The 24990-nt window shown below is 70.5% G+C and carries 22 protein-coding genes, 1 pseudogene and 1 riboswitch; of the genes and pseudogenes, 14 read left to right on the top strand and 9 right to left on the bottom strand.

Features of this window, described 5'->3' with window-relative positions; all coding sequences use genetic code 11:
- Positions 1–116: 116 nt before the first annotated feature.
- The 3 genes and pseudogenes from CSX12_RS18690 to CSX12_RS04925 form a co-directional block, all read left to right on the top strand.
- Positions 117–1184 (top strand): annotated as a pseudogene (locus tag CSX12_RS18690) (DUF222 domain-containing protein); the annotation flags it as partial.
- 38 nt (positions 1185–1222) lie between these two features.
- Entirely contained in the window at positions 1223–1690 is a 468-nt protein-coding gene (locus CSX12_RS18900) for an HNH endonuclease signature motif containing protein (protein WP_346773348.1), read from the top strand.
- A gap of 37 nt (positions 1691–1727) precedes the next feature.
- Positions 1728–2120 (top strand): VOC family protein, encoded by a 393-nt coding sequence (locus tag CSX12_RS04925; protein WP_124895040.1) that lies wholly within the window; start codon positions 1728–1730, stop codon positions 2118–2120.
- Between the two features lie 36 nt (positions 2121–2156).
- Here CSX12_RS04925 and CSX12_RS04920 read toward each other — a convergent pair whose 3' ends face one another.
- The 6 genes from CSX12_RS04920 to CSX12_RS04895 all read right to left on the bottom strand — a co-directional run bounded on the left by CSX12_RS04920 (position 2157) and on the right by CSX12_RS04895 (position 8196).
- The gene (locus tag CSX12_RS04920; protein ID WP_124895039.1) at positions 2157–2531 is read right to left on the bottom strand and encodes a VOC family protein; all 375 of its coding nucleotides are present in this window, start codon (positions 2529–2531) and stop codon (positions 2157–2159) included.
- A 110-nt stretch (positions 2532–2641) separates the two neighbouring features.
- Positions 2642–3271, bottom strand: coding sequence for a response regulator transcription factor (locus CSX12_RS04915; protein ID WP_124895038.1), 630 nt, complete (start codon positions 3269–3271; stop codon positions 2642–2644).
- On the bottom strand, positions 3268–4470 hold the full coding sequence (locus CSX12_RS04910; protein ID WP_124895037.1) for a histidine kinase: 1203 nt from the start codon (positions 4468–4470) through the stop codon (positions 3268–3270). The genes CSX12_RS04915 and CSX12_RS04910 overlap by 4 nt, the downstream gene beginning before the upstream one ends.
- Positions 4471–4510: 40 nt before the next feature.
- Positions 4511–5266: an ABC transporter permease gene (locus CSX12_RS04905; RefSeq protein ID WP_124895036.1), complete on the bottom strand. Its 756-nt coding sequence runs from the start codon at positions 5264–5266 to the stop codon at positions 4511–4513.
- Between the two features lies 1 nt (position 5267).
- Entirely contained in the window at positions 5268–6242 is a 975-nt protein-coding gene (locus CSX12_RS04900) for an ABC transporter ATP-binding protein (RefSeq protein WP_124895035.1), read from the bottom strand.
- 82 nt (positions 6243–6324) lie between these two features.
- Positions 6325–8196 carry an FAD-dependent monooxygenase gene (locus tag CSX12_RS04895; RefSeq protein ID WP_124895034.1) on the bottom strand — a complete coding sequence of 624 codons (1872 nt, stop codon included), beginning with the start codon at positions 8194–8196 and terminating at the stop codon, positions 6325–6327.
- 131 nt (positions 8197–8327) lie between these two features.
- Between CSX12_RS04895 and CSX12_RS04890 the strand changes: the two genes are divergently transcribed.
- On the top strand, positions 8328–9041 hold the full coding sequence (locus CSX12_RS04890; protein ID WP_124895033.1) for a helix-turn-helix domain-containing protein: 714 nt from the start codon (positions 8328–8330) through the stop codon (positions 9039–9041).
- Positions 9042–9161: 120 nt separating this feature from the next.
- Here the strand turns inward: CSX12_RS04890 and CSX12_RS04885 are convergent, their stop codons facing one another.
- Complete coding sequence (locus tag CSX12_RS04885; RefSeq protein WP_124895032.1) at positions 9162–10541, bottom strand: MFS transporter; 1380 nt, start codon at positions 10539–10541, stop codon at positions 9162–9164.
- A 97-nt stretch (positions 10542–10638) separates the two neighbouring features.
- On the opposite strand from CSX12_RS04885, the gene CSX12_RS04880 reads away from it, so the two are divergent.
- The 8 genes from CSX12_RS04880 (at position 10639) to CSX12_RS04845 (ending at position 19250) form a co-directional block, all read left to right on the top strand.
- On the top strand, positions 10639–12165 hold the full coding sequence (locus CSX12_RS04880) for a fumarylacetoacetate hydrolase family protein (protein WP_124895031.1): 1527 nt from the start codon (positions 10639–10641) through the stop codon (positions 12163–12165).
- Positions 12162–12848, top strand: a complete 687-nt coding sequence (locus CSX12_RS04875; protein WP_017204108.1) for a GntR family transcriptional regulator — start codon at positions 12162–12164, stop codon at positions 12846–12848. Before CSX12_RS04880 ends, CSX12_RS04875 begins: the two co-directional genes overlap by 4 nt.
- Positions 12845–14344: a 5-carboxymethyl-2-hydroxymuconate semialdehyde dehydrogenase gene (gene hpaE / locus CSX12_RS04870; RefSeq protein WP_017204107.1), complete on the top strand. Its 1500-nt coding sequence runs from the start codon at positions 12845–12847 to the stop codon at positions 14342–14344. The genes CSX12_RS04875 and hpaE overlap by 4 nt, the downstream gene beginning before the upstream one ends.
- An 87-nt stretch (positions 14345–14431) precedes the next feature.
- Entirely contained in the window at positions 14432–15598 is a 1167-nt protein-coding gene (hpaD, locus tag CSX12_RS04865) for a 3,4-dihydroxyphenylacetate 2,3-dioxygenase (protein WP_124895030.1), read from the top strand.
- Positions 15599–15607: 9 nt separating this feature from the next.
- Positions 15608–16393 (top strand): fumarylacetoacetate hydrolase family protein, encoded by a 786-nt coding sequence (locus CSX12_RS04860; RefSeq protein ID WP_124895029.1) that lies wholly within the window; start codon positions 15608–15610, stop codon positions 16391–16393.
- Complete coding sequence (locus tag CSX12_RS04855; protein WP_124895028.1) at positions 16378–17178, top strand: HpcH/HpaI aldolase/citrate lyase family protein; 801 nt, start codon at positions 16378–16380, stop codon at positions 17176–17178. The genes CSX12_RS04860 and CSX12_RS04855 overlap by 16 nt, the downstream gene beginning before the upstream one ends.
- A gap of 91 nt (positions 17179–17269) precedes the next feature.
- On the top strand, positions 17270–18514 hold the full coding sequence (locus tag CSX12_RS04850; protein ID WP_017204103.1) for an MFS transporter: 1245 nt from the start codon (positions 17270–17272) through the stop codon (positions 18512–18514).
- Between the two features lie 22 nt (positions 18515–18536).
- Positions 18537–19250 (top strand): DUF6882 domain-containing protein, encoded by a 714-nt coding sequence (locus CSX12_RS04845; protein WP_017204102.1) that lies wholly within the window; start codon positions 18537–18539, stop codon positions 19248–19250.
- 69 nt (positions 19251–19319) lie between these two features.
- On the opposite strand, the gene CSX12_RS04840 is transcribed toward CSX12_RS04845, so the two are convergent.
- Together CSX12_RS04840 and glyA are read right to left on the bottom strand one after the other, a co-directional pair.
- Complete coding sequence (locus CSX12_RS04840; protein ID WP_124895027.1) at positions 19320–20198, bottom strand: bifunctional methylenetetrahydrofolate dehydrogenase/methenyltetrahydrofolate cyclohydrolase; 879 nt, start codon at positions 20196–20198, stop codon at positions 19320–19322.
- Between the two features lie 117 nt (positions 20199–20315).
- On the bottom strand, positions 20316–21590 hold the full coding sequence (glyA, locus tag CSX12_RS04835) for a serine hydroxymethyltransferase (protein ID WP_124895026.1): 1275 nt from the start codon (positions 21588–21590) through the stop codon (positions 20316–20318).
- Between the two features lie 38 nt (positions 21591–21628).
- A riboswitch (ZMP/ZTP riboswitch) is annotated at positions 21629–21713 on the bottom strand.
- A 118-nt stretch (positions 21714–21831) separates the two neighbouring features.
- On the opposite strand from glyA, the gene CSX12_RS04830 reads away from it, so the two are divergent.
- Both CSX12_RS04830 and nagA read left to right on the top strand, forming a co-directional pair.
- Positions 21832–23343, top strand: coding sequence for a family 20 glycosylhydrolase (locus tag CSX12_RS04830; protein ID WP_124895025.1), 1512 nt, complete (start codon positions 21832–21834; stop codon positions 23341–23343).
- Positions 23340–24512 (top strand): N-acetylglucosamine-6-phosphate deacetylase, encoded by a 1173-nt coding sequence (nagA, locus tag CSX12_RS04825; protein ID WP_124895024.1) that lies wholly within the window; start codon positions 23340–23342, stop codon positions 24510–24512. The genes CSX12_RS04830 and nagA overlap by 4 nt, the downstream gene beginning before the upstream one ends.
- Positions 24513–24990 lie beyond the last annotated feature (478 nt).

Below are 24990 nucleotides of genomic sequence, written 5' to 3'. Positions count from 1 at the left end.
GAGGTGAACGAGGCGGCGGCGACGCCCAAAGGAATCGCGGTTTGGGTGCTGGAATATTGGCCTGATCTGGGTCTTTTCGGGGTGGGAATGTCGGTGCCCCGGGGTTGACTGGGGGCATGAGCAATCCCGCGGAGCTGTTGGAGCAGGTCGTGATCGACCTGGATGCGGTGCTGGCCGGGGATGTGATCGCGGGGCTGTCGGACGAGGCGAAGATGGCGTTGTTGCAGGTCGCGGGTCGGGTGCAGCGGCGGGTGGACGCGGTCGTGGTCGAGACGGTCGCGTCGGTGCCGGCGCGGGCGGCGGGGTCGGGGGATGCGGCGTTCTGCGGACAGTTCGGGTGTCGGACGGTGAGCGAGTTGCTGCAGCGGGTGCTGCGGGTGGATGCTCCGGGTGCGGGGCGGGTGGTCACGGCCGCGCGGGCGGTGCGCCGGGAGGTGGATGTGTCCAGCGGGGCGTGGTTGCCGGCGCGGTGGCCGGGGTTGCGGGAGGCGCTGCTGGACGGGGTGATCGGCGTCTCCGGGCTGCTGGCCGCGATCGGGCCGATCGAGCAGGCCGGTGCCCGGGTCGGCACCGCCGACCGGCTCCGCGCGGATGCGGAGCTTGCCGCGTATGCCCGCGGCTGCGCCGGAGACGGTGACGGTGACGCGGACACGCCCGGTGATGCAGGTGTCGAGGAAGAAGTCGACACGAGCGCCGCGAATCCCGATATGGCCGATGCTGGAAACCGAGACGCTGGGCCGGCCGCGACGCCGGAGGATCTGCGGCTGCTGTCCCGGGTGATCGTGCAGTATCTCGACCCGGATGGTGCCGAGCCCGCGGACGAGATCGCGATGCGCGGGCGCGCGCTCACCCTGGGGAGAGTGAAAGACGGCACCATCCCGATCCACGGGCGATTGCTCCCGGAGGTCGCGGGACAGTTGCAGCGCCTGTTCGATGCATACCTGAACCCGAAAGTCGACGGTCCACCCCACCCGGTCGGTGTCCACTTCACCCCCACCGACGAGCACCACAGGGATGGGGATGATGGGATGGGTGAGGGGGTTCTTCCCTCGGAGGACCCGACGGGGATGGTCGACACCCGCACGAGAGCGCAACGGCAGCACGACACGCTCGCCGCGGTGCTGGGCATCGCCGCCCGCCACGACGACGCACCCCGCCTGGGCGGTGCCGCCCCGACCCTGGTGGTCTCCATCACCGCGGACGACTACGTCACCGGCACCGGCTGGGCGCACATCGACGGCATCGACACCCCACCCACCCCCGCACCGCCGCGCACACCGCCTGCGCCGGCGGCATCCAACGCGTCCTGTTCGACCCGCACGGCCGCATCATCGGCATCACCACCACCGACCGCATCTTCACCGCACCCCAACGCCGCGCGATCACCCTCCGCGACCGGGAATGCCTCATCCCCGGCTGCCACGTCCCCGCAACCTGGTGCGAGATCCACCACGTCACCGAACACTCCCGCGGCGGACCCACCCACACCGACAACGGCGTCACCCTCTGCTGGCACCACCACCGCACCCTCCCCACCAGCGGATGGGACATCCGCATGCACCACGGCACCCCCCACATCCGCGGCCCCGCCTGGTGGGACCCCACCCGACAATGGCGCACCCCACAGCCCGCCACCCCTTCCAGCACCCGGCGCTCCACCCGACACAGAGCCGAGAGAATCCGGGCCTGAGGCCAGCACCACGGTGCCCTCCTGGCAGACTCGGATCATGCCTGGCTTCCATCACGTCGAACTCTGGATCGCCGACCTCGACGCGACGCGCGCCGGATGGCGGTGGGTGCTCGGCCGGTTGGGCTTCTCGTTCGACGACGAATGGACCGGTGGGGAGTCCTGGGCCGCGGGCGGCGCCTACCTCACCCTCACCTCGTCGCCGAACCTGTCCGACCCCGCGCACGACCGCCGCCGCGCTGGCCTCAATCACCTCGCCTTCCACGGCGGCGCGCGCGACGCCGTGGACGCGCTCATGGCCGACGCATCCGCCCACGGCTGGAGCCCGCTCTATGCGGACCGCTACCCGCACGCCGGCGGGCCCCAGCACTACGCCGGTTGGCTCGAGAACGCGTCGGGCTTCAAGATCGAGGTCGTCGCCGACGCCGAGTGAGTCCCTGGCCTCGCCCGCCGCACGCGGGCGAGCCCGCTACGCGCCGTAGTCCGGCAGCTGCTGCAGCGTCCAGGAGTTGCCGTCCGGATCGTCGAACGACACGAACCGCCCCCAGTCCAGCTCCTGAACGCCCCGCGCTTCCACCCCCAGACCACGCAGATGCGCCAGAGCCTCGTCCGCGTCGGGCACGACGACCTGGATCGTGTTCTGCTTACCCGGTTCGAGGTCGATGCCCAGCCCCGTGCCGAACGCGATCGAACAGGCCGACCCCGGTGGCGTCATCTGCACGAACCGCAGGCCCTCGGTGGGCGTGTGGTCCCAGTCCGCGTTGAAGCCGATCTTCTCGTAGAACTCCTTCGACCGGTCGACATCGGCGACCGGGACGAAGATGAGCTCGATCTTCCAATCCATCACGCACTCCTCCTGTCGGGCGTCGTCGCCCGTCGGCGCCCACCGTACGCGGGGCCACCGACGTCGCGCCACCCCGCCACCGCTGCCCGGGCATCGCGAGCCTGCCGTCGTCAGATCCAGCCCTTGTCCTGGGCGATCCGCACGGCCTGCGTGCGGTTGGCCGCCCCGGTCTTCCCGATCGCCGAGGACAGATGGTTGCGCACGGTCCCGGCGGACAGGAAGACCTCCGCCGCGATGGCGGCTGCCGGACGCCCGTCGGACGCGAGGCGCAGCACCTGCCGTTCGCGGTCGCTCAGCGGGTTGGCGCCGTCGAACAGGCTGTCGGCGGCGAGGACCGGATCGAGCACCCGCAGCCCCGCGTGCACGCGGCGCACCGCCTCGGCGAGCTGTTCGGCGGGAGTGTCCTTCACGAGGAAACCGCTGGCACCGGCATCCAGAGCCGCCCGCAGGTACCCGGGGCGCGCGAAGGTCGTCACGATCAGCACTCGCGTCCCCGGGCTCGCCGCTCGGATCCGGCGGGTCGCCTCGACGCCGTCCGTGCCCGGCATCTGGATGTCCATCAGGCACACGTCCGGCTGCAGCTCCTCCGCGCGGCGAACGGCCTCGGCGCCGTCCGAGGCCATGCCGACCACCGTGAGGTCCGCCTCGAGGTCCAGGAGCGCGCCGAGGGCGCCGCGCACCAGGGCCTGGTCATCCGCGATCACCAGACGGATCGCCGCGTCCTCGTTCGCCTCGCTCACCAGCTCACCTCCACGCGCGTGCCGGATGCGCCGACGCGGCCGAGAGCGAAACCCGCGCCGGCCGCGGCCGCGCGCTCGCGCATGCTGCGGATGCCGTTGCCCTCGGCGGCCTGCACCCCGATCCCGTCGTCTTCCACGACCAGCAGCCCCGGCGCGACCCGCACCCGGACGGTGCGGGCGCGGGCATGACGGAGCGTGTTGGTCGTCGCCTCGCGCAGGATCCAGCTCGCGGTGAGCGCCTGCACCGGGGACAGCGATCGCGGATCCCCCTCGAGCTGCATCTCGATGTCGGCTGCGCGGAGGGCGTCCTGCGCCGAGGCGAGCTGTTCGACCAGCGTCGTCGCCCGTGCCCCCGCGACCGTCGAGCGCACGCCCGCGATCGCCTCCGCGGTGAGCCGCTCGATGTCGGCGAGCTCGACCTTCGCCCGCTCCGGATCGGAGTCCATGAGCCGCCGCGCCAGCTGTGCTTTGAGTCCGACCACCGTGAGGGAATGGCCGATGAGGTCGTGCACGTCGCGCGCCACGGCTTCGCGGCCCTCGCTCGTCGCCAGCTCCAGACCGAGCCGCTCCGCCTCCGCCGAGCGGAGGATCAGCCAGGTCGAGACCGTGTTCACCACTCCGAGCAGCGCGACGATCGCGAGGATCGACAGGTAGTCGATGCCGCCGGGAAGCAGGAACACGCACAGGGCGGTCACGGCGACGGCCGCGACCGTCGTGATCCAGTGCCACACCCGGGTCAGGCCGTACGACGCGAACGACATGACGAAGGGCAGGAAGCTCAGCGCGGAGCCGCCCTCGGCCGGCACGGACACGAGAGCGCATCCGATGAGCGCGGCGAAGGTGATCCACTGCCGCAGCGACGGGGGCCGCCCCAGGCCTCCGCCACCGCGCATGCCGTGCATGAAGCCCGTGACGTAGAGCACGATGAACGCGACCAGCGCGATCCACCCGACGACGATCCACGCCAGCGAGGCCTCGGAATGCAGCAGGGCGAGGACCGGGTAGACCAGGAACACCAGCCAGATCACGGCCATCAGCCAGCCGAACCGCGCCCAGGGGTCCTTGCCGGTCGCCGCGTCGGCCACCCGCGCCCCCGGTGCGGACCAGGCCCCCGGAGGAGCACCGAGGGCCGCGAGGTCGGCCGCGTCGCGGGATCGCCGAGCGGACTCCGGCCCTCCGGGGGTGGCGTGCTGCGTCATCCGTCCAACCTACTGTCGTCGCCGACCGTCACCGCGTCGCCTACTGGCGCGCGCGCGAGCGCTTCATGCCCATCGCCACGAGCGCCGCGAACACCGCGAGCCAGACCACGACGTTGAGCAGCAGCATCCACAGCTCATCCGTCTGCCCTGTCGTGAGCACGCCGTCGGTGAGCGGCCACCGACTCAGGGAGACGAAGCCGTACAGCGGCGTGAACCGGGCGATGTCGAGCATCACCCCGTCCAGGGGCATGAACACGTTCCCGAAGAACGCGAAGAAGGTCATCGAGATGGATGCCAGTGCCGCTGCCGAATCCGAGCTGAAGAAGAGCCCGACGCCGAGGCCGAACAGGCCGTACATGAGCCCCAGCCCGAGCACGATGCCCGCCGTGGCGACCCACCGCCAGGCGTCCTCGGCCTGAGCACCGGTCATCATCCCGGCCGCGAACACCGCGACCAGGGCGAGCGCGGCGAAGGACACGGCAGTGAGCAGCTTGGTCAGCGCATACCCCGCCGTGGTGAGCGGAGTCATCGCCAGCTGGCGCCCCCACCCCTGCTTGGCCTCGGTCGCGGCGAGGGAGGTCAGCGAGCTCATCGCGACGGCCGTGCCGTATGCGGCCATCGACGTCATGACGTAGAACGACACGTTGCCGTGGCCGGCGGAGAGCGAGCCGTAGCCCATCCCCGCGCCGAACAGCAGGTACATCGCGACCGGCATCGCCAGGGTGAACGCGAGCGTGTAGGGATTGCGCAGCTGGCGGATGCCTTCGATGCGCAGCATGGTGGGCGAGACGAGCATGTCAGTTCTCCGTGAGGGCCGTGAAGGCGGTTTCGAGGGTGGGAGCGGCGATCTCGAGATCGTGGGCGCCGCTGTCGAGGAGGAGGCGGGCGGCGGCGTCGGAATCGGTGGCGCGGACGCGGAGACGATCGCCGTCGACCCGCACCGCGGTGACCCCTTCGGTCGCCCGCAGCTTGCCGGCGAGCTCGGCGGGGGCCGTGTCCACGGTGGCCGAGACGGTCCGCTCCCCGAGGCTCGCCCGCAGCAGCGCCGTCGGAGCATCCGCGACGACCGCTCCCCGGTGCATGACCACCGTCCGACGCGCGAACTGCTCGGCCTCCTCGAGGTAATGGGTGGCGAAGACGATGGTGCGCCCGGCGTCCGCGTCCGCGCGCATCACGTCCCAGAACCGCCGCCGCGCCGTGACGTCCATGCCGGCCGTGGGCTCGTCGAGGACGAGGATGTCCGGGTCGGAGAGCATCGCGAGCGCGAACTTCACCCGCTGCTGCTCACCCCCGGAGCACTTCGACACCCGTCGCCGGGCGAGCCGTCCCAGGTCCGCCCGCACCATGACGTCGTCGACCCGTCCGAGCGCCTCCGCGCCGTAGAGGGAGGCGATCAGCCGGACCGTCTCGCCCACGGTCAGGTCTCCGAGCAGTCCCCCCGTCTGCAGCACGGCGCCGATCGCGCCGCTCGCGGTGGCCCGCTGCGGCGTCCCCCCGAGAACGCGGACGGTGCCCGTGCTGGGGTCGGTGAGCCCGAGCAGCATGTCGAGCGTGGTCGTCTTGCCGGCGCCGTTCGGACCGAGCAGCGCCACGACCTCCCCGCGCCGGATGGACAGGTCCACCCCGGCGACGGCCTGCACGCGGCGGTCGCCGGAGCCGAAGTGGCGGGTCACGGCGCTCAGTTCGAGCACCACGGGTTCAGCGGTCGGGGAGGCGGGCGCCGGTCGCGCGACGGTCTGCGTCGCCGGACCGTCCATGGAGGAGTCGTTCATGCCTCCAGCCTCGTCCCGCAGCGACGACGGGACCGGAGGGCGGTGTCATCTCTTCGACATGACAGCTGTCATGTCGAAGGGCTCAGCGCACCGGGAGGAAGGCCCCCCGCAGGAAGCCGTCGAGCTCGGCGGTCGTACCGAGCGGGAACACGGCCGCGACGTACTGGTCGGGCCGCACCACGACGACCACCCCGTCACGGGAGAGCTCCCGCGCGTCGAAGATGTCCGTGTCGCACCACTTGCTGGGCCCGGCCGCGTAGACCTTCTCCCAGTCCGTGAGTCCGAGCGGTCCCGTCCTCGGCTGGAACAGCGCCGGCCTCGAGGTGACCTCGACCTCTTCGAACGGCTGCTGGTACACGGCCTTCGCGTCGAAGACCGCATCCGCATCGGCGTCGGCCGGGGTGTATCGGGCGAACACCGGCTCGGACTCTGCCGCCCAGGCGGCGAGCGCCTCCCCGGTGCGGTCGCCGAACGCGTAGACGCGCCAGCGCCCGTCCGCCTTGGCGTGGTGTCCGAGGTGCACGACGTTGCCGTCGCCGACCCGGACGACCTCGGCGGACTTGAACCGCTTGCCGAGCGGGAAACCGGCGGCGAGCCCCTGGTGCGCGTCGGTTCCGGTGATCATCGAGGCGGTGTACTGCGTCATGAACCCGGAGGGGAACTCGGCCGTGGCGAGGTAGTACGTCGCGAGCTCGTTGGGGTCGGAGATCTCCTCGGGCTTGCGCGCCATCAGGCTCGACCACTCGCGGTCGAAGTCGATGAGCTGCTGGGCCACGGGGCGGCGCTCGGCACCGTACGTGGCGAGCAGGCTCTCCGGGGCACGGCCGGTGAGCACGGACCCGAGCTTCCAGCCGAGGTTGAAGCCGTCCTGCATCGAGACGTTCATCCCCTGCCCGGCCTTGGCGCTGTGCGTGTGGCAGGCATCACCGGTGAGGAACACGCGCGGTGTGCGGCCGGAGTCGTCGATCACGTCGTCGAACCCGTCGGTGACGCGGTGGCCCACCTCGTACACGCTGTGCCAGGCGACCTGCTTCACGTCGAGCGTGTACGGGTGCAGGATCTCGTTCGCCCTGCGGATGATCTCCTCGATCGGCGTCTGCCGCACGCGGTGGTCATCGTCCTCCGCGACCTCGCCCAGGTCGATGTACATGCGCGAGAGGTAGCCGCCCTCGCGGGGGATGTGCAGGATGTTGCCGGCCTCGGAGTTGATCGCGCACTTGGTGCGCCAGTCCGGGAAGTCCGTGTTCACGAGGACGTCCATCACGCCCCAGGCATGTGCGGCGGAGGCCCCGACATGCGTGCGGCCGATCGCCTGACGCACGCCGCTGCGGGCGCCGTCGCTGCCGACGACGAACTTCGCCCGGATCGTGCGCTCCTCGCCGGCACGCTCTCCCCCGACGTAGCGGATCCGCACCTCGACCGGGTACTCCCCGTCGGCGTGCACGGTGAGCCCGGCGAACTCGACCCCGTAGTCCGGGACGATGCGGCCGGGTCCGTGCGCCGCCGCCTCGGCGAAGTAGTCGAGCACGCGCGCCTGGTTGACGATCAGGTGCGGGAACTCGCAGATGTCGTACGCGTAGTCGGCGGTCCGGGTGGTCCGCACGATCTCGCGCGGATTCTCGGGGTTCGGGCCCCAGAAGTTCATCCAGCCGATGTTGTACGCCTCGGCGATGATGCGCTCCGCGAAGCCGAAGGCCTGGAACGTCTCGACGCTGCGCGGCTGGATGCCGTCGGCCTGGCCGAGCGGGAGACGGCCCTCGCGCTTCTCGATGATGCGGGTGGCGATGTCGGGGTACTGCGACATCTGCGCGGCGAGCAGCATGCCGGCGGGACCGGAGCCGACGATGAGGACGTCGATCTCATCGGGGAGGTCGGTCGGCCGGTCGACGCCGACACCGGCCGCATCCTGCACGCGGGGGTCTGCGGAGACATAGCCGTGGTGGTGGAACTGCATCGTCGTCGATTCCTTCCGGACGTCTTCGTCGGGTGTTGCGCCCTGAAACTGAGTGTTCTATATTCGAACACACTGTTCTACTATTGAACACAGACTAATGCGCCCTGTCCGCGACCGCAAGGAGCACGACCATGCCCGACACCAGCGCGACGAGCTCCCCCGCCTCGCAGACGCTCAGCCGCGGCATCCGGATGCTCGAGGTGCTCGCCGATGCGCACGGAGCCCTGTCGATCGACGAACTCGCGACGCACCTCGGCGTGCACCGCTCGATCGCCTATCGCCTGCTGCGGACGCTGGAGGACCACGGTCTCGTCTCGCGCGACGCCGCCGGAGCCGTGAGCCTGGGCGCGCGCATGGCCGCGCTCGCCGCCGGCGTGGCCCACGACCTGCAGGCCGAGGCCCTCCCCGAGCTCACGGCGATCGCGAACGAGCTCGGCATGACGTGCTTCCTCGCGGTGCTCGACGGCGCCGAGTGCATCACCCTGGCCAGCGTCGAACCCCGCCACGCGGTGGCCAGCGTGGCCCAGCGCCCCGGGGCGCGGCATCCGGTGACCGTGGGGGCGCCGGGCAAGGCGATCCTGGCGCAGGTGCCGACCGCGGACTGGCCCTCCGGGGTCTCGGCCACGCTCGCGGCCGAGGTGGACACGACCGGAGCCCGCGGCTTCGCGACCAGCCACGACGAGGTCATCCCCACCGTGCAGTCGGTCGCGGTCCCCCTGATCCTGCGCGGTCAGCGCCCCGCGGCGATCGCGGTCGTGCACGTCGCGACCGACCTGGACGACGCCGCGATCGCCGCGCGGCTCCGGCAGTCCGCCGCCGTCATCCGCGAGGCCCTGGACGGCTGACCGCCTCCACGCCCCTTGCACCCGCTCCCGCACAAAGCACGCTCCCGTCGCACTTTCTGTCGGAAAGGATCGGGCGCAGGCGACAGGAAGTGCGACGGGAGCGTGGGGAGGATGCGTGCGTCAGGCCTTCGCGAGTCCGCGGATCGGGCTGACGGACTGCTCCTCCTCGTGATCCGGACCGAGCGGGATGCCCGAGCGGTCGCGCAGCAGCAGCGTCGCGATCAGGCCCAGCACGGTCATACCTGCGAGGTACCAGGTGACGGCCTGCGTCGACCCGGTCGCGCGCACGATGGCCGTGGCGATGGTCGGCGCGAAGGCACCGCCGGCGATGGCGCCGATCGCGTAGGAGATCGAGACACCCGAGAAGCGGATGCTCGCCGGGAACAGCTCCGTGTACAGCGCCGCCTGCGGGCCGTAGGTGAAGCCCAGTCCGACCGTGAGGATCGCGAGCCCGGCGAACAGCAGGCCGATCGAACCGGTGTTCACGAGCGGGAACAGCGTGAACACGCCGATGAGCTGCAGCGCCCAGCCGATGATGTACGTCGAGCGGCGGCCGATCCGGTCGGACACCCAGCCGGCGAGCAGTGTCGTGAGCAGCCAGGTGACAGCCGAGCCGGCGACCGCCCAGAGCACCGGACCGCGCTCGAGCCCGATCGGCCCCTCCGGGTCGGTGGCGTAGCCCTGGATGTATCCGCCCGTGGTCATGTAGCCCACGGCGTTGTTGCCCGCGAACACGAGGGCCGCGATGATGACGAGCAGCAGGTGCTTGCGGAACAGCTGCACGATCGGCATCTTCGCCTTCTCCTTGCGCTCGGCGAGCTCGGTGAAGACCGGGCTCTCCTCGACGCGGCGGCGGACGTAGTAGCCGACGAGGATCAGCACGACGCTCAGCAGGAACGGCACGCGCCAGCCCCACGTGAGGAACTGGTCGCCGGGGGCGATCGCGGTCATGACGGCCATGACTCCGGACGCCAGGAGGAGTCCGAGCGGCACGCCGATCTGGGGGGACGCCCCGAAGATGCCGCGCTTCGTGCGCGGGGCGTGCTCGACGGCCATCAGCACCGCACCGCCCCACTCACCGCCCGCCGAGATGCCCTGGATGATGCGGAGCAGCACCAGCAGGATCGGGGCCGTGAGGCCGATGGTCTCGTAGGTGGGCAGCAGACCGATCAGTGCGGTGGCCGCACCCATCAGGATCAGCGTCCACATGAGGACGGCCTTGCGTCCGAGCTTGTCTCCGAAGTGACCGGCCAGGAACGCACCGAGCGGACGGAACAGGAAGCTGACGCCGACCGTCGCGAAGGCGATCAGCGCGCTGTCGGCACCGAGCGGCGCGAAGAACAGCTGACCGAACACGAGTCCGACCGCTGTCGCGTAGATGAAGAAGTCGTACCACTCGACCGTGGTGCCGACGACCGTGGCGAAGACGACGCGGCGCCGATCGGCCGCTGTCGCGATGGTTCCGGTGGGCGTGAACCCAGCCTGTGACTGCCCGCTCATGGGGTGTCTCCTTTTGTTGTGACCGCATTGTCACGGCGTGCGCGGACGTGAATCCGAAGTGCTTGCCGAGGGGTGACCCGATAATATATGATTTCGGATACGACGCACAAGCGTCCGAAGCACAACGCAGTCGAGCGCGAGGAGGCGCCCCGTGACGGACACCATCAGCCGCCCCGGAAAGATCATCGCGATCCACCTGAGCTACGCCTCTCGTGCAGATCAGCGCGGCAGGCGACCCGCCGCCCCCTCCTACTTCTTCAAACCGGCGAGCTCTGTCGGCGTCTCCGGCGGCACGGTCGAGCGCCCTGCCGGCACGGAGCTGCTCGCGTTCGAGGGCGAGATCGCGCTCATCATCGGCACCGCCGCTCGTCGCGTCCCGCTCGAGGAGGCCTGGTCCCACGTCGGCTGGGTCACCGCCTCGAACGACCTGGGGCTGTACGACCTCCGCGCGAACGACAAGGGCTCGAACGTCCGATCCAAGGGCGGCGACGGCTACACCCCGCTCGGCCCTGAGCTCATCGACGCCCGCTCGGTCGATCCGGCCGCCCTCCGGGTGCGCGCGTGGGTGAACGGAGACCTCCGCCAGGACGACACGACCGCGGGACTCATCTTCCCGCTCGCACAGCTCGTGGCCGATCTCTCCCAGCACTTCACGCTCGAGCCCGGCGACGTCATCCTCACCGGCACCCCGGCCGGCTCCTCCGTGATCGTGCCCGGCGATGTGGTCGAGGTCGAGGTGGACGCGCCTGATGCCCCCGGTGCGCCGAGCTCGGGACGGCTGGTCACGACCGTCGTCCAGGGCGACACGCCCTTCGACGGCACCATCGGGTCCCTCCCCGCCGTGGACGACCTGCAGCGCACGGAGGCCTGGGGCTCCCGCGAGGAGGCGGGCCTTCCCGCCGAGGAGCCGGTGCCAGCGATCGATCCCGAGCTGCGTGCCCAGCTCCTCGAGGCGCCGACGGCCGGGCTCTCCGCACAGCTTCGCAAGCGCGGCCACCACTCCTGCTTCATCGACGGCGTCTCCGCGAACCTGCCGGGCGTGAAGATCGTCGGCGTCGCGAAGACCCTGCGCTTCGTCCCCTTCCGCGAGGACCTCTTCGCCAGCCACGGGGGCGGCTACAACGCCCAGAAGCGCGCCTTCGACGCGGTCGCCGACGGCGAGGTCATCGTGATCGAGGCCCGCGGCGATGCCACGACCGGCACGCTCGGCGACATCCTCGCCCTGCGCGCGACGACCCGCGGCGCGGCCGGCGTGGTGACCGACGGCGGCGTGCGCGACTTCGAGGCGGTCGCCGAGATCGGACTGCCCGTCTTCTCGCAGGGGGCGCACCCCTCGGTGCTCGGCCGCAAGCACGTGCCGTGGGACGTCGACGTCACGATCTCGTGCGGCGGCGCCACCGTGCAGCCCGGAGACATCATCGTCGGCGACAGCGACGGCGTCATCGTGATCCCCCCAGCCCTCGCTGCGGAGGTGGCCGCCGCCGCCGTCGCCCAGGAGATCGAGGACGCCTGGATCGCGGAGCAGGTCGCCGCAGGGCACCCCGTCGACGGCCTGTTCCCCATGAATGCCGAGTGGCGCGCCCGCTACGAGCAGGCCACGGGCACCGGAACGGACACGAAGTGAGCACGGTCGAAAGCGCCAGCAAGTCGGAGCAGGCGTACACGTGGATCCGCTCGCGCATCTCCGCGCACGCCTACGGCCCGGGCTACCGCCTGGTGCTCGGCCCGATCGCGGAGGAGCTCGGGATGAGCGTCGTCCCGGTGCGCGAGGCCATCCGCCGACTGGAGGCCGAGGGACTCGTGACCTTCGAGCGCAACGTCGGCGCCCGCGTGACCCTCGTCGATGAGGGAGAGTACGCGCACACGATGCAGACGCTCGGGCTGGTCGAGGGGGCGGCGACCGCGCTGTCCGCTCCGCTGCTCGATGCGGATGCGCTCGCACAGGCCGCCGAGGTCAACGACCGGATGAGCCGCCTCCTCGATCACTTCGACCCGCATACCTTCACCGAGCTGAACCGCCAGTTCCACTCCGTGCTGTTCGAGCCGTGCCCCAACCCGCACCTGCTCGACCTCGTGCACCGCGGCTGGGCCCGGCTGTCCGGCATCCGCGACACCACGTTCGCGTACGTGCCCGGACGAGCTCACCACTCGGTCGACGAGCACACCCAGATCCTCGAGCTGATCCGCGACGGCGCCGAGCCGCTGGAGATCGAGCTCGCCGCCCGCAACCACCGGTGGCGCACGAGGGACGCGTTCCTCGACGCCCTTCACACCCGTTCCGTTCCCGCCGAAGGAGAAGCATCATGACCGACTCCCGCATCCCAGCCGACCTGCCGGACCACATCCAGCACTACATCGACGGCGCCTTCGTCGACTCGATCGACGGCGACACGTTCGACGTGCTCGATCCCGTGACGAACCAGACCTACACGACGGCGTCCGCGGGCAAGAAGGCCGACATCGAGCTGGCCGTCGCCGCCGCGAAGCGCGCGTTCGACGAGGGCCCGTGGCCGCGCATGCTCCCCCGCGAGCGCTCGCGGGTGCTGCACAGGATCGCCGACATCGTGGAGTCCCGTGACGCGCGTCTGGCGGAGCTCGAGTCCTACGACTCGGGTCTGCCCATCACGCAGGCGCTCGGCCAGGCCCGTCGCGCCGCCGAGAACTTCCGCTTCTTCGCCGACCTGATCGTCGCGCAGGCCGATGACGCGTTCAAGGTGCCCGGCAAGCAGATGAACTACGTCAACCGCAAGCCGATCGGCGTCGCGGGACTCATCACGCCGTGGAACACGCCGTTCATGCTGGAGTCGTGGAAGCTCGGCCCCGCGCTCGCGACCGGCAACACGGTCGTGCTGAAGCCCGCCGAGTTCACACCGCTCTCCGCCTCGCTGTGGGCGGGCATCTTCGAGGAGGCCGGGCTCCCGAAGGGCGTCTTCAACCTCGTCAACGGCCTCGGTGAAGACGCCGGCGATGCGCTCGTGAAGCACCCCGACGTGCCGCTGATCTCGTTCACCGGTGAGAGCCGCACGGGCCAGATCATCTTCGGCAACGCCGCTCCGTTCCTCAAGGGCCTGTCCATGGAGCTCGGCGGCAAGTCCCCTGCCGTGGTCTTCGCCGATGCCGACCTGGAAGCCGCCGTCGACGCCACCATCTTCGGCGTCTTCTCCCTCAACGGCGAGCGCTGCACCGCCGGCTCCCGCATCCTCGTCGAGCGTTCGATCTACGAGGAGTTCGTGGAGCGGTACGCCGCGCAGGCCGAGCGCGTCAAGGTCGGCTACCCGCACGACCCGGAGACCGAGGTCGGCGCCCTGGTCCACCCGGAGCACTACGACAAGGTCATGAGCTACGTCGAGATCGGCAAGACCGAGGGTCGCCTCGTCGCCGGCGGCGGTCGACCCGAGGGCTTCGAGGAGGGGAACTTCGTCGCCCCGACCGTGTTCGCCGACGTCTCCCCCGACGCCCGGATCTTCCAGGAGGAGATCTTCGGCCCGGTCGTCGCGATCACGCCCTTCGACTCCGACGACGAGGCGCTGGCCCTGGCGAACAACACCAAGTACGGACTCGCGGCCTACATCTGGACGAACGACCTCAAGCGCGCGCACAACTTCGCGCAGTCCGTCGAGGCCGGCATGGTGTGGCTGAACAGCAACAACGTCCGCGACCTGCGCACGCCGTTCGGCGGTGTGAAGGCGTCCGGTCTCGGCCACGAGGGCGGCTACCGCTCCATCGACTTCTACACCGACCAGCAGAGCGTGCACATCACGCTCGCCTCGACCCCGCACAACCCGACCTTCGGCAAGGCCTGACCCACCCCGCTCCGGTCGCGATATGTCAGCTGTTTCACCCCGAAATGGCTGACATATCGCGACGGGAACTCAAGCAAGGACGCTGACATGACACACCGCGAAGACATGACCCTGACCTCCTCGGGGTACTACGTGAGCCAGGAGGCTCCGATCCACTCCGACAACCCCGTCGCGACGCCGAAGAGCACCCCGCCGGACATCCTGCGCTGCGCCTACATGGAGATCGTCGTGACGGATCTGGCCGCCTCCCGCCAGTTCTACGTCGACATCCTCGGCCTGTACGTGACGGAAGAGGACGACGAGGCGATCTACCTGCGCTCCACGGAGGAGTTCATCCACCACAACCTCGTGCTGCGCAAGGGACCGATCGCCGCGGTCGCCGCGTTCTCGTACCGGGTGCGCTCGGCGGAGGACCTCGACCGCGCCGTGGAGTTCTACACCGAACTCGGCTGCGACGTCCGGCGTCAGGAGAACGGCTTCGTGAAGGGCATCGGCGACTCCGTGCGCGTCGTCGACCCGCTCGGCTTCCCGTACGAGTTCTTCTACGCCACCGACCACGTCGAGCGCCTGTCCTGGCGGTACGACCTGCACACCCCGGGTGAGCTCGTGCGCCTCGACCACTTCAACCAGGTCACCCCCGACGTGCCGCGCGCGGTGCGCCACTACCAGGACCTCGGTTTCCGCGTGACCGAGGACATCCAGGACGACGAGGGCACCGTGTACGCCGCCTGGATGCGTCGCAAGCCCACCGTGCACGACACCGCAGCGACCGGCGGCGACGGTCCGCGCATGCACCACGTCGCTTTCGCGACGCACGAGAAGCACAACATCCTCGCGATCTGCGACAAGCTCGGGGCGCTGCGCCGCTCCGACGCCATCGAGCGCGGCCCCGGCCGGCACGGCGTCTCCAACGCGTTCTACCTCTACCTGCGCGACCCCGACGGGCACCGCGTCGAGATCTACACGCAGGACTACTACACCGGCGACCCGGACAACCCGGTCGTCACCTGGGACGTGCACGACAACCAGCGCCGTGACTGGTGGGGCACCCCGGTGGTCCCCTCCTGGTACACCGACGCCTCGCTCGTGCTCGACCTCGACGGCAACCCGCAGCCCGTCGTCGCCCGCACGGACTCCAGCGAGATGGCCGTGACGATCGGCGCCGACGGCTTCTCCTACACCCGCGCGGACGAGGGCGAGACCTCGATGCCCGAGTACAAGCAGGGCGAGTACAAGCTCGGCCACCAGCTCTAGGAGTCACGGATGCTGTCTGAGGAGACGATCGCGCAGATCGCGGCGGAGCTCGCGGAGGCCGACCGCACGCACGGGGTGATCCCGCGCATCACGGCGCGGTACCCCGAGGCGACCGTGGGGGACTCGTACGCCATCCAGGGCGTGTGGCGGGACTCGCAGGTCGCGGCCGGCCGCCGGCTCGTGGGGCGCAAGATCGGCCTGACCTCGAAGGCCATGCAACAGGCGACGGGGATCACCGAGCCCGACTACGGCGTCATGTTCGACGACACCGTGTACGAGTCCGGCGCGGAGATCCCCACGGATCACTTCTCCAACGTCCGCATCGAGGTCGAGCTCGCGTTCGTGCTCAAGGAACCGCTGGAGGGCCCCGACTGCACGCTGGAGGACGCCCTCGCCGCGATCGACTACGCCGTGCCGGCCCTCGAGGTGCTCAACTCGCACATCGAGCTCGAGGGCCGCACGATCGTCGACACCATCAGCGACAACGCCGCCTACGGGGCGATGGTGCTGGGGACGGTGCGCAAGCGCCCGGACGAGATCGACCTGCGGTGGGTTCCCGGCGTCCTCTCCCGCAACGGGGAGATCGAGGAGACCGGCGTCGCCGCCGGCGTGCTCGGTCACCCCGCCACGGGAGTCGCGTGGCTGGCGAACAAGTTCCACCAGCACGGCGCGCGTCTGGAGGCGGGCGAGATCATCCTGGCAGGATCGTTCACACGCCCGATGTGGGTGTCGCGCGGCGACGAGGTGCTGTGCGACTACGGACCGATGGGGACCATCACATGCCGCTTCGTCTAGATCCGTCCTTCCGCGAGCAGCTCGCCGCGTCCGACCACCCCTTCGTGGGGATGTGGGTGTGCTCCGGCAGCCCGCTGCTCGCCGAGGTCGCCGCCGGCTCCGGACTGGACTGGCTGCTCATCGACATGGAGCACTCGGCCAACACGCTCGAGTCCGTGCTGCTGCAGCTGCAGGCGGTCGCGGCCTACCCGGTCACCCCGCTGGTCCGGGTGCCGTTCAACGACGCGGTCGCGATCAAGCAGGTGCTCGACCTCGGCGCGCAGAACCTCATCGTCCCCATGGTGTCGTCCGCCGACGAGGCCGGGGCCGCCGTGGCCGCGACCCGGTATCCCCCCGAGGGTGTCCGCGGGGTCGGCAGCGCTCTCGCCCGCAGCGCCCGCTGGAACCGCGTCGACCGCTACCTGCAGGAATCCGCGCAGCACGTGTCGCTCACCGTGCAGATCGAGACGGTCGCCGGGGTCGAGGCCGCCGCCGACATCGCCGCGGTCGACGGAGTGGACGCCGTGTTCGTCGGCCCCTCCGACCTGTCGGCGTCGATGGGCCTGCTCGGACAGCAGACGCATCCGGACGTGGTCGCCGCCGTCGAGTCGGTGTTCGCCGCGGTCAAGGGCGCAGGGAAGCCGGTGGGCGTGAACGCCTTCGACCCCTCCGCCGCCGACGCGTACCTCGCGGCGGGCGCGGACTTCGTGGCCGTCGGTGCCGACGTGGCTCTCCTCGCCCGCGCCTCCGAGTCCCTCGCCGCGCGCTTCCGCGGAACCGACGACGCCCGTCGGTCGAGCTACTGACGCGCGTCGCGGAACAGCGGCCTGACGGCGCCGAGTCCCGCGCCCGTCGGCCGTGGCAGGATGGACGGATGCGCAGGAGCGAGGCCGGGACATGATCCGCGGACTCGCCGCGATGCAGGACCGCAACTTCCGCTGGTTCTTCCTCGCGCGCGCGATCACCATGGTCACGGGCTCGATGTCGTCGATCGCCCTGGCGTTCGCGGTGCTTGAGATCGACAACGACGCGCGATCCCTCTCGCTGGTCCTCGCCGCGTTCACGGTCAGCAACATCGTCTTCGTGCTGTTCGGTGGTGTGATCGCCGACCGCCTGCCGCGCGCCCTCATCATCCAGGCCTGCTACGTCGTCGACATCCTGTCCATCGGCACGATCGCGGCCCTCCTGTTCACCGGCACCGCCACCGTCCCCCTCATCGCGGTGCTCTCGGTCGTGAACGGCGCGTCGACGGCGTTCGTGCTGCCGGCGATGCAGGGCATCATCCCGCAGCTGACGACGCCCGAGCACCTGCAGCAGGCGAATGCGATGCTCTCCTTCGTGCGGTCGGCGGTCACGATCGGCGGCCCGATCATCGCGGGCATCCTCGTCGCGACGGCAGGGCCCGCATGGGCGATGGTGGTCCAGGCCGCCGGGTGGGTGATCGCGATCCCGGTGCTCGCCCTCGTGAAGCTCCCCCCACCCGCGCACGGCGGCGGCACCACGATGTTCCACGATCTGCGCGTCGGCTGGCAGGAGTTCTGGAGCCGCTCCTGGCTGTGGACGATCGTGCTCGCCTTCATGGTGATGAACGCCATCCATGTCGGTGCTTGGGGTGTCGTCGGGCCCTACATCGCGAAGAACGACGACCGGCTCGGCATCAGCGGCTGGGGATGGGTCGTCAGCGCGGAGGGCGCCGGCGTCCTGCTGATGACCCTGCTGCTGATGTGGTTCCCGCTGCGGCGGCCGCTGCGCTACGGGATGATCGGCATGGCCGCCTTCGCGATCCCGCTGACCGTGCTCGGCGTGCACCCCGCCGTCGTGCTCCTCGCGATGGCCGCGTTCATCGCGGGGGCAGGCGCCGAGGTGTTCTCGACCGGCTGGAACCTCGCGATGATGGAGAACATCCCCGGCGAGAAGCTGTCCCGCGTCGCCAGCTACGACATGCTCGGCAGCTTCGTGGTGATGCCGATCGGCACGCTCGTGTACGGCTGGCTCATCACGCACGCCGATCCCGCGACCGTGCTGGTCACCTCCGGCGCGGTCTATGCGGTGATCGCCCTGGTGACCCTGGCCGTGCCGAGCGTGTGGCGGATGGGGCGCCCGGACGGCGTCGCCGCGTCGCCCGCACTGGCGGATTCATAGCATCTCCGGCGAGACTGTCGGCATGACCTTCGCCGCGCTCCAGCCCCTCGCCGACCGTGCCGCGCTCTTCGTCGCGCTTCGTCAGGATGCCCTCTCCGCCGCTGCCGATGCCCTCGGCGACCATCGCTGGGATGCGGACATGGCCGCCGGCACCCTGACCTTCACGGCGAACGACGACCCGTCCCGCCAGCTCGCCACCCGGTCGCACCTCGTGGCGACGATCGCCCCCGGACCCCGTTCGCTGCTGTGGGCCTGGGCACACCCGAGCGGCGACCCGCAGGGCATCGCCGCTCAGCTGCGTGCGTACGGCGAGCAGCACGGCATCGCAGAGCTGACCGCGGCCGAGGTCCCGTTCCCCGCCGATGCCTCGGGCGACGAGGACTGGATCGCGCAGGCGGCGCACACCATCGGAGGGGTCGCCGTCGAGCTCACCGGCCGCGCCCCGTACTATTCCGCGCCGGTGGGCAACGGCACGCGTGCGGTGTTCCTGCTCGACGCGCCGCTGCCCCCGCTGACGGTCGCGGAGGCGGTGGTGGCCCTGCCTCGGATCCTGTCCGGCACGGCGCTCTCCGATGCGCGCACCTCGGTGTGGGACCTCGCTCGGCTCGCCGGCTGGACCCTCACCTGGACGGACGAGTCCTTCTCCGGCGCCGAGGTGGCCGATGCCACCGGCACCGCGACCTTCCGCTTCGACGAGCAGGCGCGCATCGCCGGCATCGAGTCCTCCCTCCGCTGACCCGCGTTCCGGTCGCGAAAAAGCACCCATCCGAGGCCTGGATGGGTGCTTTTTCGCGACTGGAGCGGGTCAGGCGAGACGCTCGGCGGCCTCGACCACGTTGGTCATGAGCAGCGCGACCGTCATCGGGCCCACGCCGCCCGGGTTCGGGGAGAGGTATCCGGCGACCTCGGCGACCTCGGGGGCGACGTCCCCGAACACCAGGCTCTTGCCCGTCTCGGGGTCGGTCTCCCTCGTCACGCCCACGTCGAGCACGGCGGCCCCTGGCTTGACGTCCTCCGCACGGATGAGGTGCTTGACGCCCGCGGCAGCCACGATCACGTCGGCCTCCCGCAGATAGCGCGGCATGTCCACCGTTCCCGTGTGGGTCAGGGTGACCGTGGCGTTGAGGTCGCGGCGGGTCAGCAGCAGCCCGATCGAGCGGCCGATCGTCACTCCGCGGCCGACCACGACCACGTGCTTGCCCTGGAGGTCGTAGTCGTTGCGCAGCAGCAGCTCGATCACACCGCGCGGCGTGCACGGCAGCGGGGTGTGGATCGGGCCGTTGACGTTGAGCACGAGCCGGCCGAGGTTGGTCGGGTGCAGGCCGTCCGCGTCCTTCGCCGGGTCGATCCGCTCGAGGATCGCGTCCGTGTCGAGGTGCTTCGGCAGCGGCAGCTGCACGATGTAGCCGTGGCAGGCGGGGTCGGCGTTGAGCTCGTCGATCAGGGCTTCGACGTCTTCCTGCGTGGCGTCCGCGGGGAGCTCGCGCTGGATCGAGTTCATCCCGATCGCCTCGGACTGCCGGTGCTTCATGCCGACGTACAGCTGCGATGCCGGGTCCGCACCAACGAGCACCGTCGCGATGCCCGGCGTGATGCCCTTCGCCGTGAGCGCGGCGACGCGCTCGGTGAGCTCCGCCCGGATCGCGGCGGACGCCGCCTTCCCATCCAGGATCTTCGCGGTCATGTCTTCGTCCCTTCTTCCTTACGTTGTCGCCGCCGAGTGCACGGCCTGTCGGCGAGTGCACGGCTTCGTCGCGTGGCGAAGCCGTGCACTCGGCGGGTTGTCGTGCACTCGCGAGGATTACTGCTGCAGGTCGGGGTAGAGCGGGAACGCGGCGGCGAGGGCGTCGACGCGGGCGCGGAGGGACTCCACGTCTGCGCCGGGGAGCAGCGCGAGAGCGATGATGTCGGCCACCTCGGTGAACTCGGCGTCGCCGAAGCCGCGGGTCGCGAGCGCCGGGGTGCCGATGCGCAGGCCCGAGGTCACCATCGGCGGACGCGGGTCGTTCGGGACGGCGTTGCGGTTCACGGTGATGTGGATGTCGTGCAGGAGGTCTTCCGCCTGCTTGCCGTCGATCTCGGCGTCGCGGAGGTCGACCAGCACGAGGTGCACGTCGGTGCCGCCGGAGCGTACGGCGATGCCGGCGTCCTTCACGTCCTGCTGCGACAGGCGCTCGGCGATGAGCTTCGCACCGCGGAGCACGCGCTCCTGACGCTCCTTGAACTCCGGCGTGCCTGCGAGCTTGAAGGCGGTCGCCTTCGCGGCGATCACGTGCATGAGCGGGCCGCCCTGCTGGCCGGGGAACACCGCGGTGTTGATCTTCTTGGCGAGCTCGGCGTCGTTGGTGAGGATGAAGCCGGAGCGCGGGCCGCCGATGGTCTTGTGCACCGTCGAGGAGACGACGTGGGCGTGCGGCACCGGGTTCGGGTGCAGCCCCGCGGCGACCAGACCGGCGAAGTGCGCCATGTCGACCCAGAGCAGCGCGCCCACCTCGTCGGCGATCGCACGGAACGCCGCGAAGTCCATCGTGCGGGGGTAGGCGGACCAGCCGGCGATGATCACCTTGGGCTTGTGCTCGATCGCGAGACGACGCACCTCGTCCATGTCGATCGTCGAGGTCTCGGGGTCGACCCCGTAGGCGACGATGTCGTAGAGCCGGCCGGAGAAGTTGATCTTCATGCCGTGCGTGAGGTGGCCGCCCTGGTCGAGCGAGAGGCCGAGCAGGGTGTCGCCGGGGCGGGCGATCGCGTGCAGGACGGCCGCGTTGGCCGAGGCGCCGGAGTGCGGCTGGACGTTCGCGAACTCCGCCCCGAACAGGCTCTTCGCCCGCTCGATCGCGAGCTCCTCCGCGACGTCGACCTCTTCGCAGCCGCCGTAGTAACGGCGTCCGGGGTAGCCCTCGGCGTACTTGTTGGTGAGCACGGAGCCCTGCGACTGCAGCACCGAGACGGGGACGAAGTTCTCCGATGCGATCATCTCGAGGAAGGTCTGCTGACGCTTCAGCTCGCGGTCGAGCACCTGGGCGATCTCGGGATCGACCTCGGAGAGCGGGGCGTTGAAGTAACGGTCGGTCATGACGTGCTCCTTTTGACGACGGATTCGAAAGGGGTGTTCCTATCGGCCCAGGCGCGCGGTCGAATTCCGTGGTCAGTCGCTCCCCGGTGGTAGTCCACCCAGACGCCAGTCGCGACGGTTACGAGCATAGCGGATCGCCGACGCCTGCACGGCGGCGGATCGGATCGCGGGGCCGGGTGATCGCAGAATCGATTCGACGTCTCCCATTCCGCCGGAGCGTCGCGCCGGGTAGGTTTTGTTCATGGTCCTTCCTCATTCTCTTCCGCTCGTGCCCGCGCCGGTGTCCGCCCTCGCACGAGAGGGACGGATGCCGGTCACCGCGACGACGCGCGTGCTCGGCTCCTCCCCCGCCGCCGCCCAGCTGATCGACGCGGTGGAGCGCCGCACCGGGATCCGCCTCGACAGCACCGTCGACGGACCAGCGGAGATCGAGCTGTTCATCGATCCGGACTCCTCCGCGGCGGAGGGCTACACGCTGGAGATCGGCGATCGCGCGATCATCATCGGCGCCGACGAAGCCGGGCTCTTCTACGGCGTCCAGACGCTGCTGCAGCTGCTCCGGGAGGACGACGCCGGCTGGGGGCTGCTCCGTGCCGACATCGCCGACTCCCCTCGGTTCCCCCGTCGCGGCGTGATGCTCGACGTGACCAGGCACTTCTTCGGCGTCGACGACGTCAAGACGTTCATCGACAGCACGAGCGCCCTGAAACTGAACCACCTGCACCTGCACCTGAGCGACGACCAGGGCTGGCGCGTGCAGATCGACTCCTGGCCGCTGTTGACCGAGCGGGCCGCGGCGAGCGCCGCCGACGGCGCGCCGGGCGGCTTCTACACCAAGGACGACTACCGGGAGATCGTCGCGTACGCCGCCGCACGTCACATGATCGTGATCCCGGAGATCGATCTGCCCGGCCACACGCACGCGATCGGCGTGGCCTATCCCGAGCTCGTCGAGGCGCCGGTCATGAACGACGCCCTGATCGCCGACTCGAAGCGCCTGGGTCAGCCCCTTCCGGTCGCCGGCGAGCCGTACCTCGGCTGGGGCGTCGGGCACTCCAGCGTCCGCATCCACTCGGAGCGCACGTACGAGTTCGTGCGCGACGTCGTCCGCGAGCTCGCCGAGATGACACCGGGACCGTACATCCACATCGGCGGCGACGAGTCGCTCGGCACCCCGCAGGCCGACTTCGACCTCTTCGCCGAGCGCGCGACGGCGATCGTCGTCGAAGCGGGCAAGGTCCCCGTGGCCTGGCACGAGATGGGCTCGGCCGCCGCCATCGCGGAGGGGACGATCGGGCAGTACTGGGGCAAGACGACGCCGGAGGGCACGCACGCGGAAGAAGCGGCGCACTTCGTCGAGCGCGGCGGCGCCCTCATCATGTCGACGGCGAACGCGACGTACCTCGACATGAAGTACTCCGAGGACTTCCCGCTCGGGCTGACCTGGGCGGGCATCATCGACGTCCGGACGGCGTACGAGTGGGAGCCCACCGCTGTCCTCGACGTGCCCGAGTCCGCGATCCTCGGGGTCGAGGCGCCCCTGTGGTCCGAGACGACGCGCACGCTCGACGAGGTCGAGCAGCTGGTGTTCCCCCGTGTCGCAGCTCAGGCCGAGGTCGCCTGGTCTCCGCGGGAGTCGCCGGAGCGCGGATGGGAGTCGTTCCGGGTTCGTCTCGGGTCGCTGGCGCCGCTGTGGAAGGCTGAGGGGGTCGATTTCCACCCCGCAGACGAGATCCCCTGGAGCACACGTTGAGCACCCACTCCTCCGCGACCGGTTCGCTGGTCATCCACTCCGCCCGCATCGTGGATCGCGGCGAGATCGTCGAGGACGGCTGGCTCCGCATCGAGGACGGCTTCATCGTCGCGCGCGGGACGGGATCGGAGTGGACGGCGGCGGATGAGGTGGTCGATGCCACCGCAGTCGCCGGAGCCGGGGCGCTGCTCACGCCCGGGTTCGTCGACATCCACGGCCACGGCGGTGCCGGGGCGGCGTTCGACGACGGCGTGGAGGCGATCCGCGCCGGACGCGCTCTGCACCGCGAACACGGCACCACACGCGCCGTGATCTCGCTCGTGACCGCGTCCGTCGACGCGCTCGCCGAGAGCGTCGCGGCCATCGCCGATCTGACCGAGACGGATGCCGACGTCCTGGGCTCCCACCTCGAGGGCCCCTTCCTCGACCCCGGTCATCACGGTGCGCACGAGCCCTCGCTGCTGCGGCATCCGACGGCGGATGACGTCGCGCGGCTGCTGGCGGCAGGCCGCGGCACGATCCGGCAGATCACGATCGCTCCCGAGCTGCCGGGGGGCCTCGACGCGATCCGGCAGATCGTGGCGGCCGGCACCGCCGCGGCGGTCGGACACACCGACGCGGACGCCGCGATGGCCGTGGCCGCCTTCGAGGCGGGAGCATCGATCCTCACGCATGCCTTCAATGCGATGCCGGGGATCCATCACCGGGCGCCCGGCCCTGTGCTCGCTGCCGCCGCGGACCATCGGGTCGTCCTGGAAGCGATCGCCGACAACGTGCACCTCGACCCGCACGTCATCAAGCTCGTCTTCGACTCCGCCCCCGGGCGTGTGGCTCTGATCACGGATGCGATGGCAGCCGCGGGAAGCGCCGACGGCCACTACGACCTCGGCGCCGTGAGCGTCACGGTCGAGGACGGCGTGGCACGGGCGGACGACACCGGATCGATCGCCGGCTCGACCCTCACCCAGGATGTGGCGCTGCGACGGGCCGTGCAGGCGGGAGCGACGCTCCCCGCGGCGGTGCAGGCGCTCACGGAGACGCCGGCGCGGGCGATCGGGCGCGACGCCGTTCTCGGCCGACTCCAGGAAGGGCTGCTCGGCGATGCGGTGCTGCTGGATGCGGACCTGCGCGTCGCACGCGTCTGGACGGGAGCCCGGCTGATCGTCTGAGGGCATCGAGAACTGCGCGCGACGCGCAGCTCTGCGCTCTCCGGTCGTACGTGTGGCGGAGGATGGGAGGCCGCCGTTCCCCAGATCGGCGGCCTCATCCCCCCTCGTGAGATCGGGCGGCCGGGAACTCCTCCCCCGAGGGTCCCGACCCGCCCAGCCGGTGCAGTTGCCCCCCGCACCAGCAGCCTGAACTCCGCCCCCCGGTGGAGTTCGCACGGCTGTCTCACTGGATGAGATGTCACTCACCCGTTTTCATTACGCGACTTCTCGAAAATCCTCGGGAAGCTCCTCGATCCGTGATCGATGCGTGTGGGAGGCCGCCGTCCCCGATCGTCGGCCTCGTTCGCGAGACGCGGGCGGTCGGGCACTCCTCCCCCGAGGCTCCCGACCCGCCCTCTCGACACGGAACCCCGTGTCGATACCTGAACCCCGCCCCCCAGCGGAGTCCGTACGGCTGTCTCACCGGAAGAGATGGCGT

This window comes from Microbacterium sp. Y-01, from assembly GCF_003856715.1.
In the GTDB taxonomy this organism is placed as follows: domain Bacteria; phylum Actinomycetota; class Actinomycetes; order Actinomycetales; family Microbacteriaceae; genus Microbacterium; species Microbacterium algeriense.
This window is presented reverse-complemented; position numbering and strand designations above follow the sequence as displayed.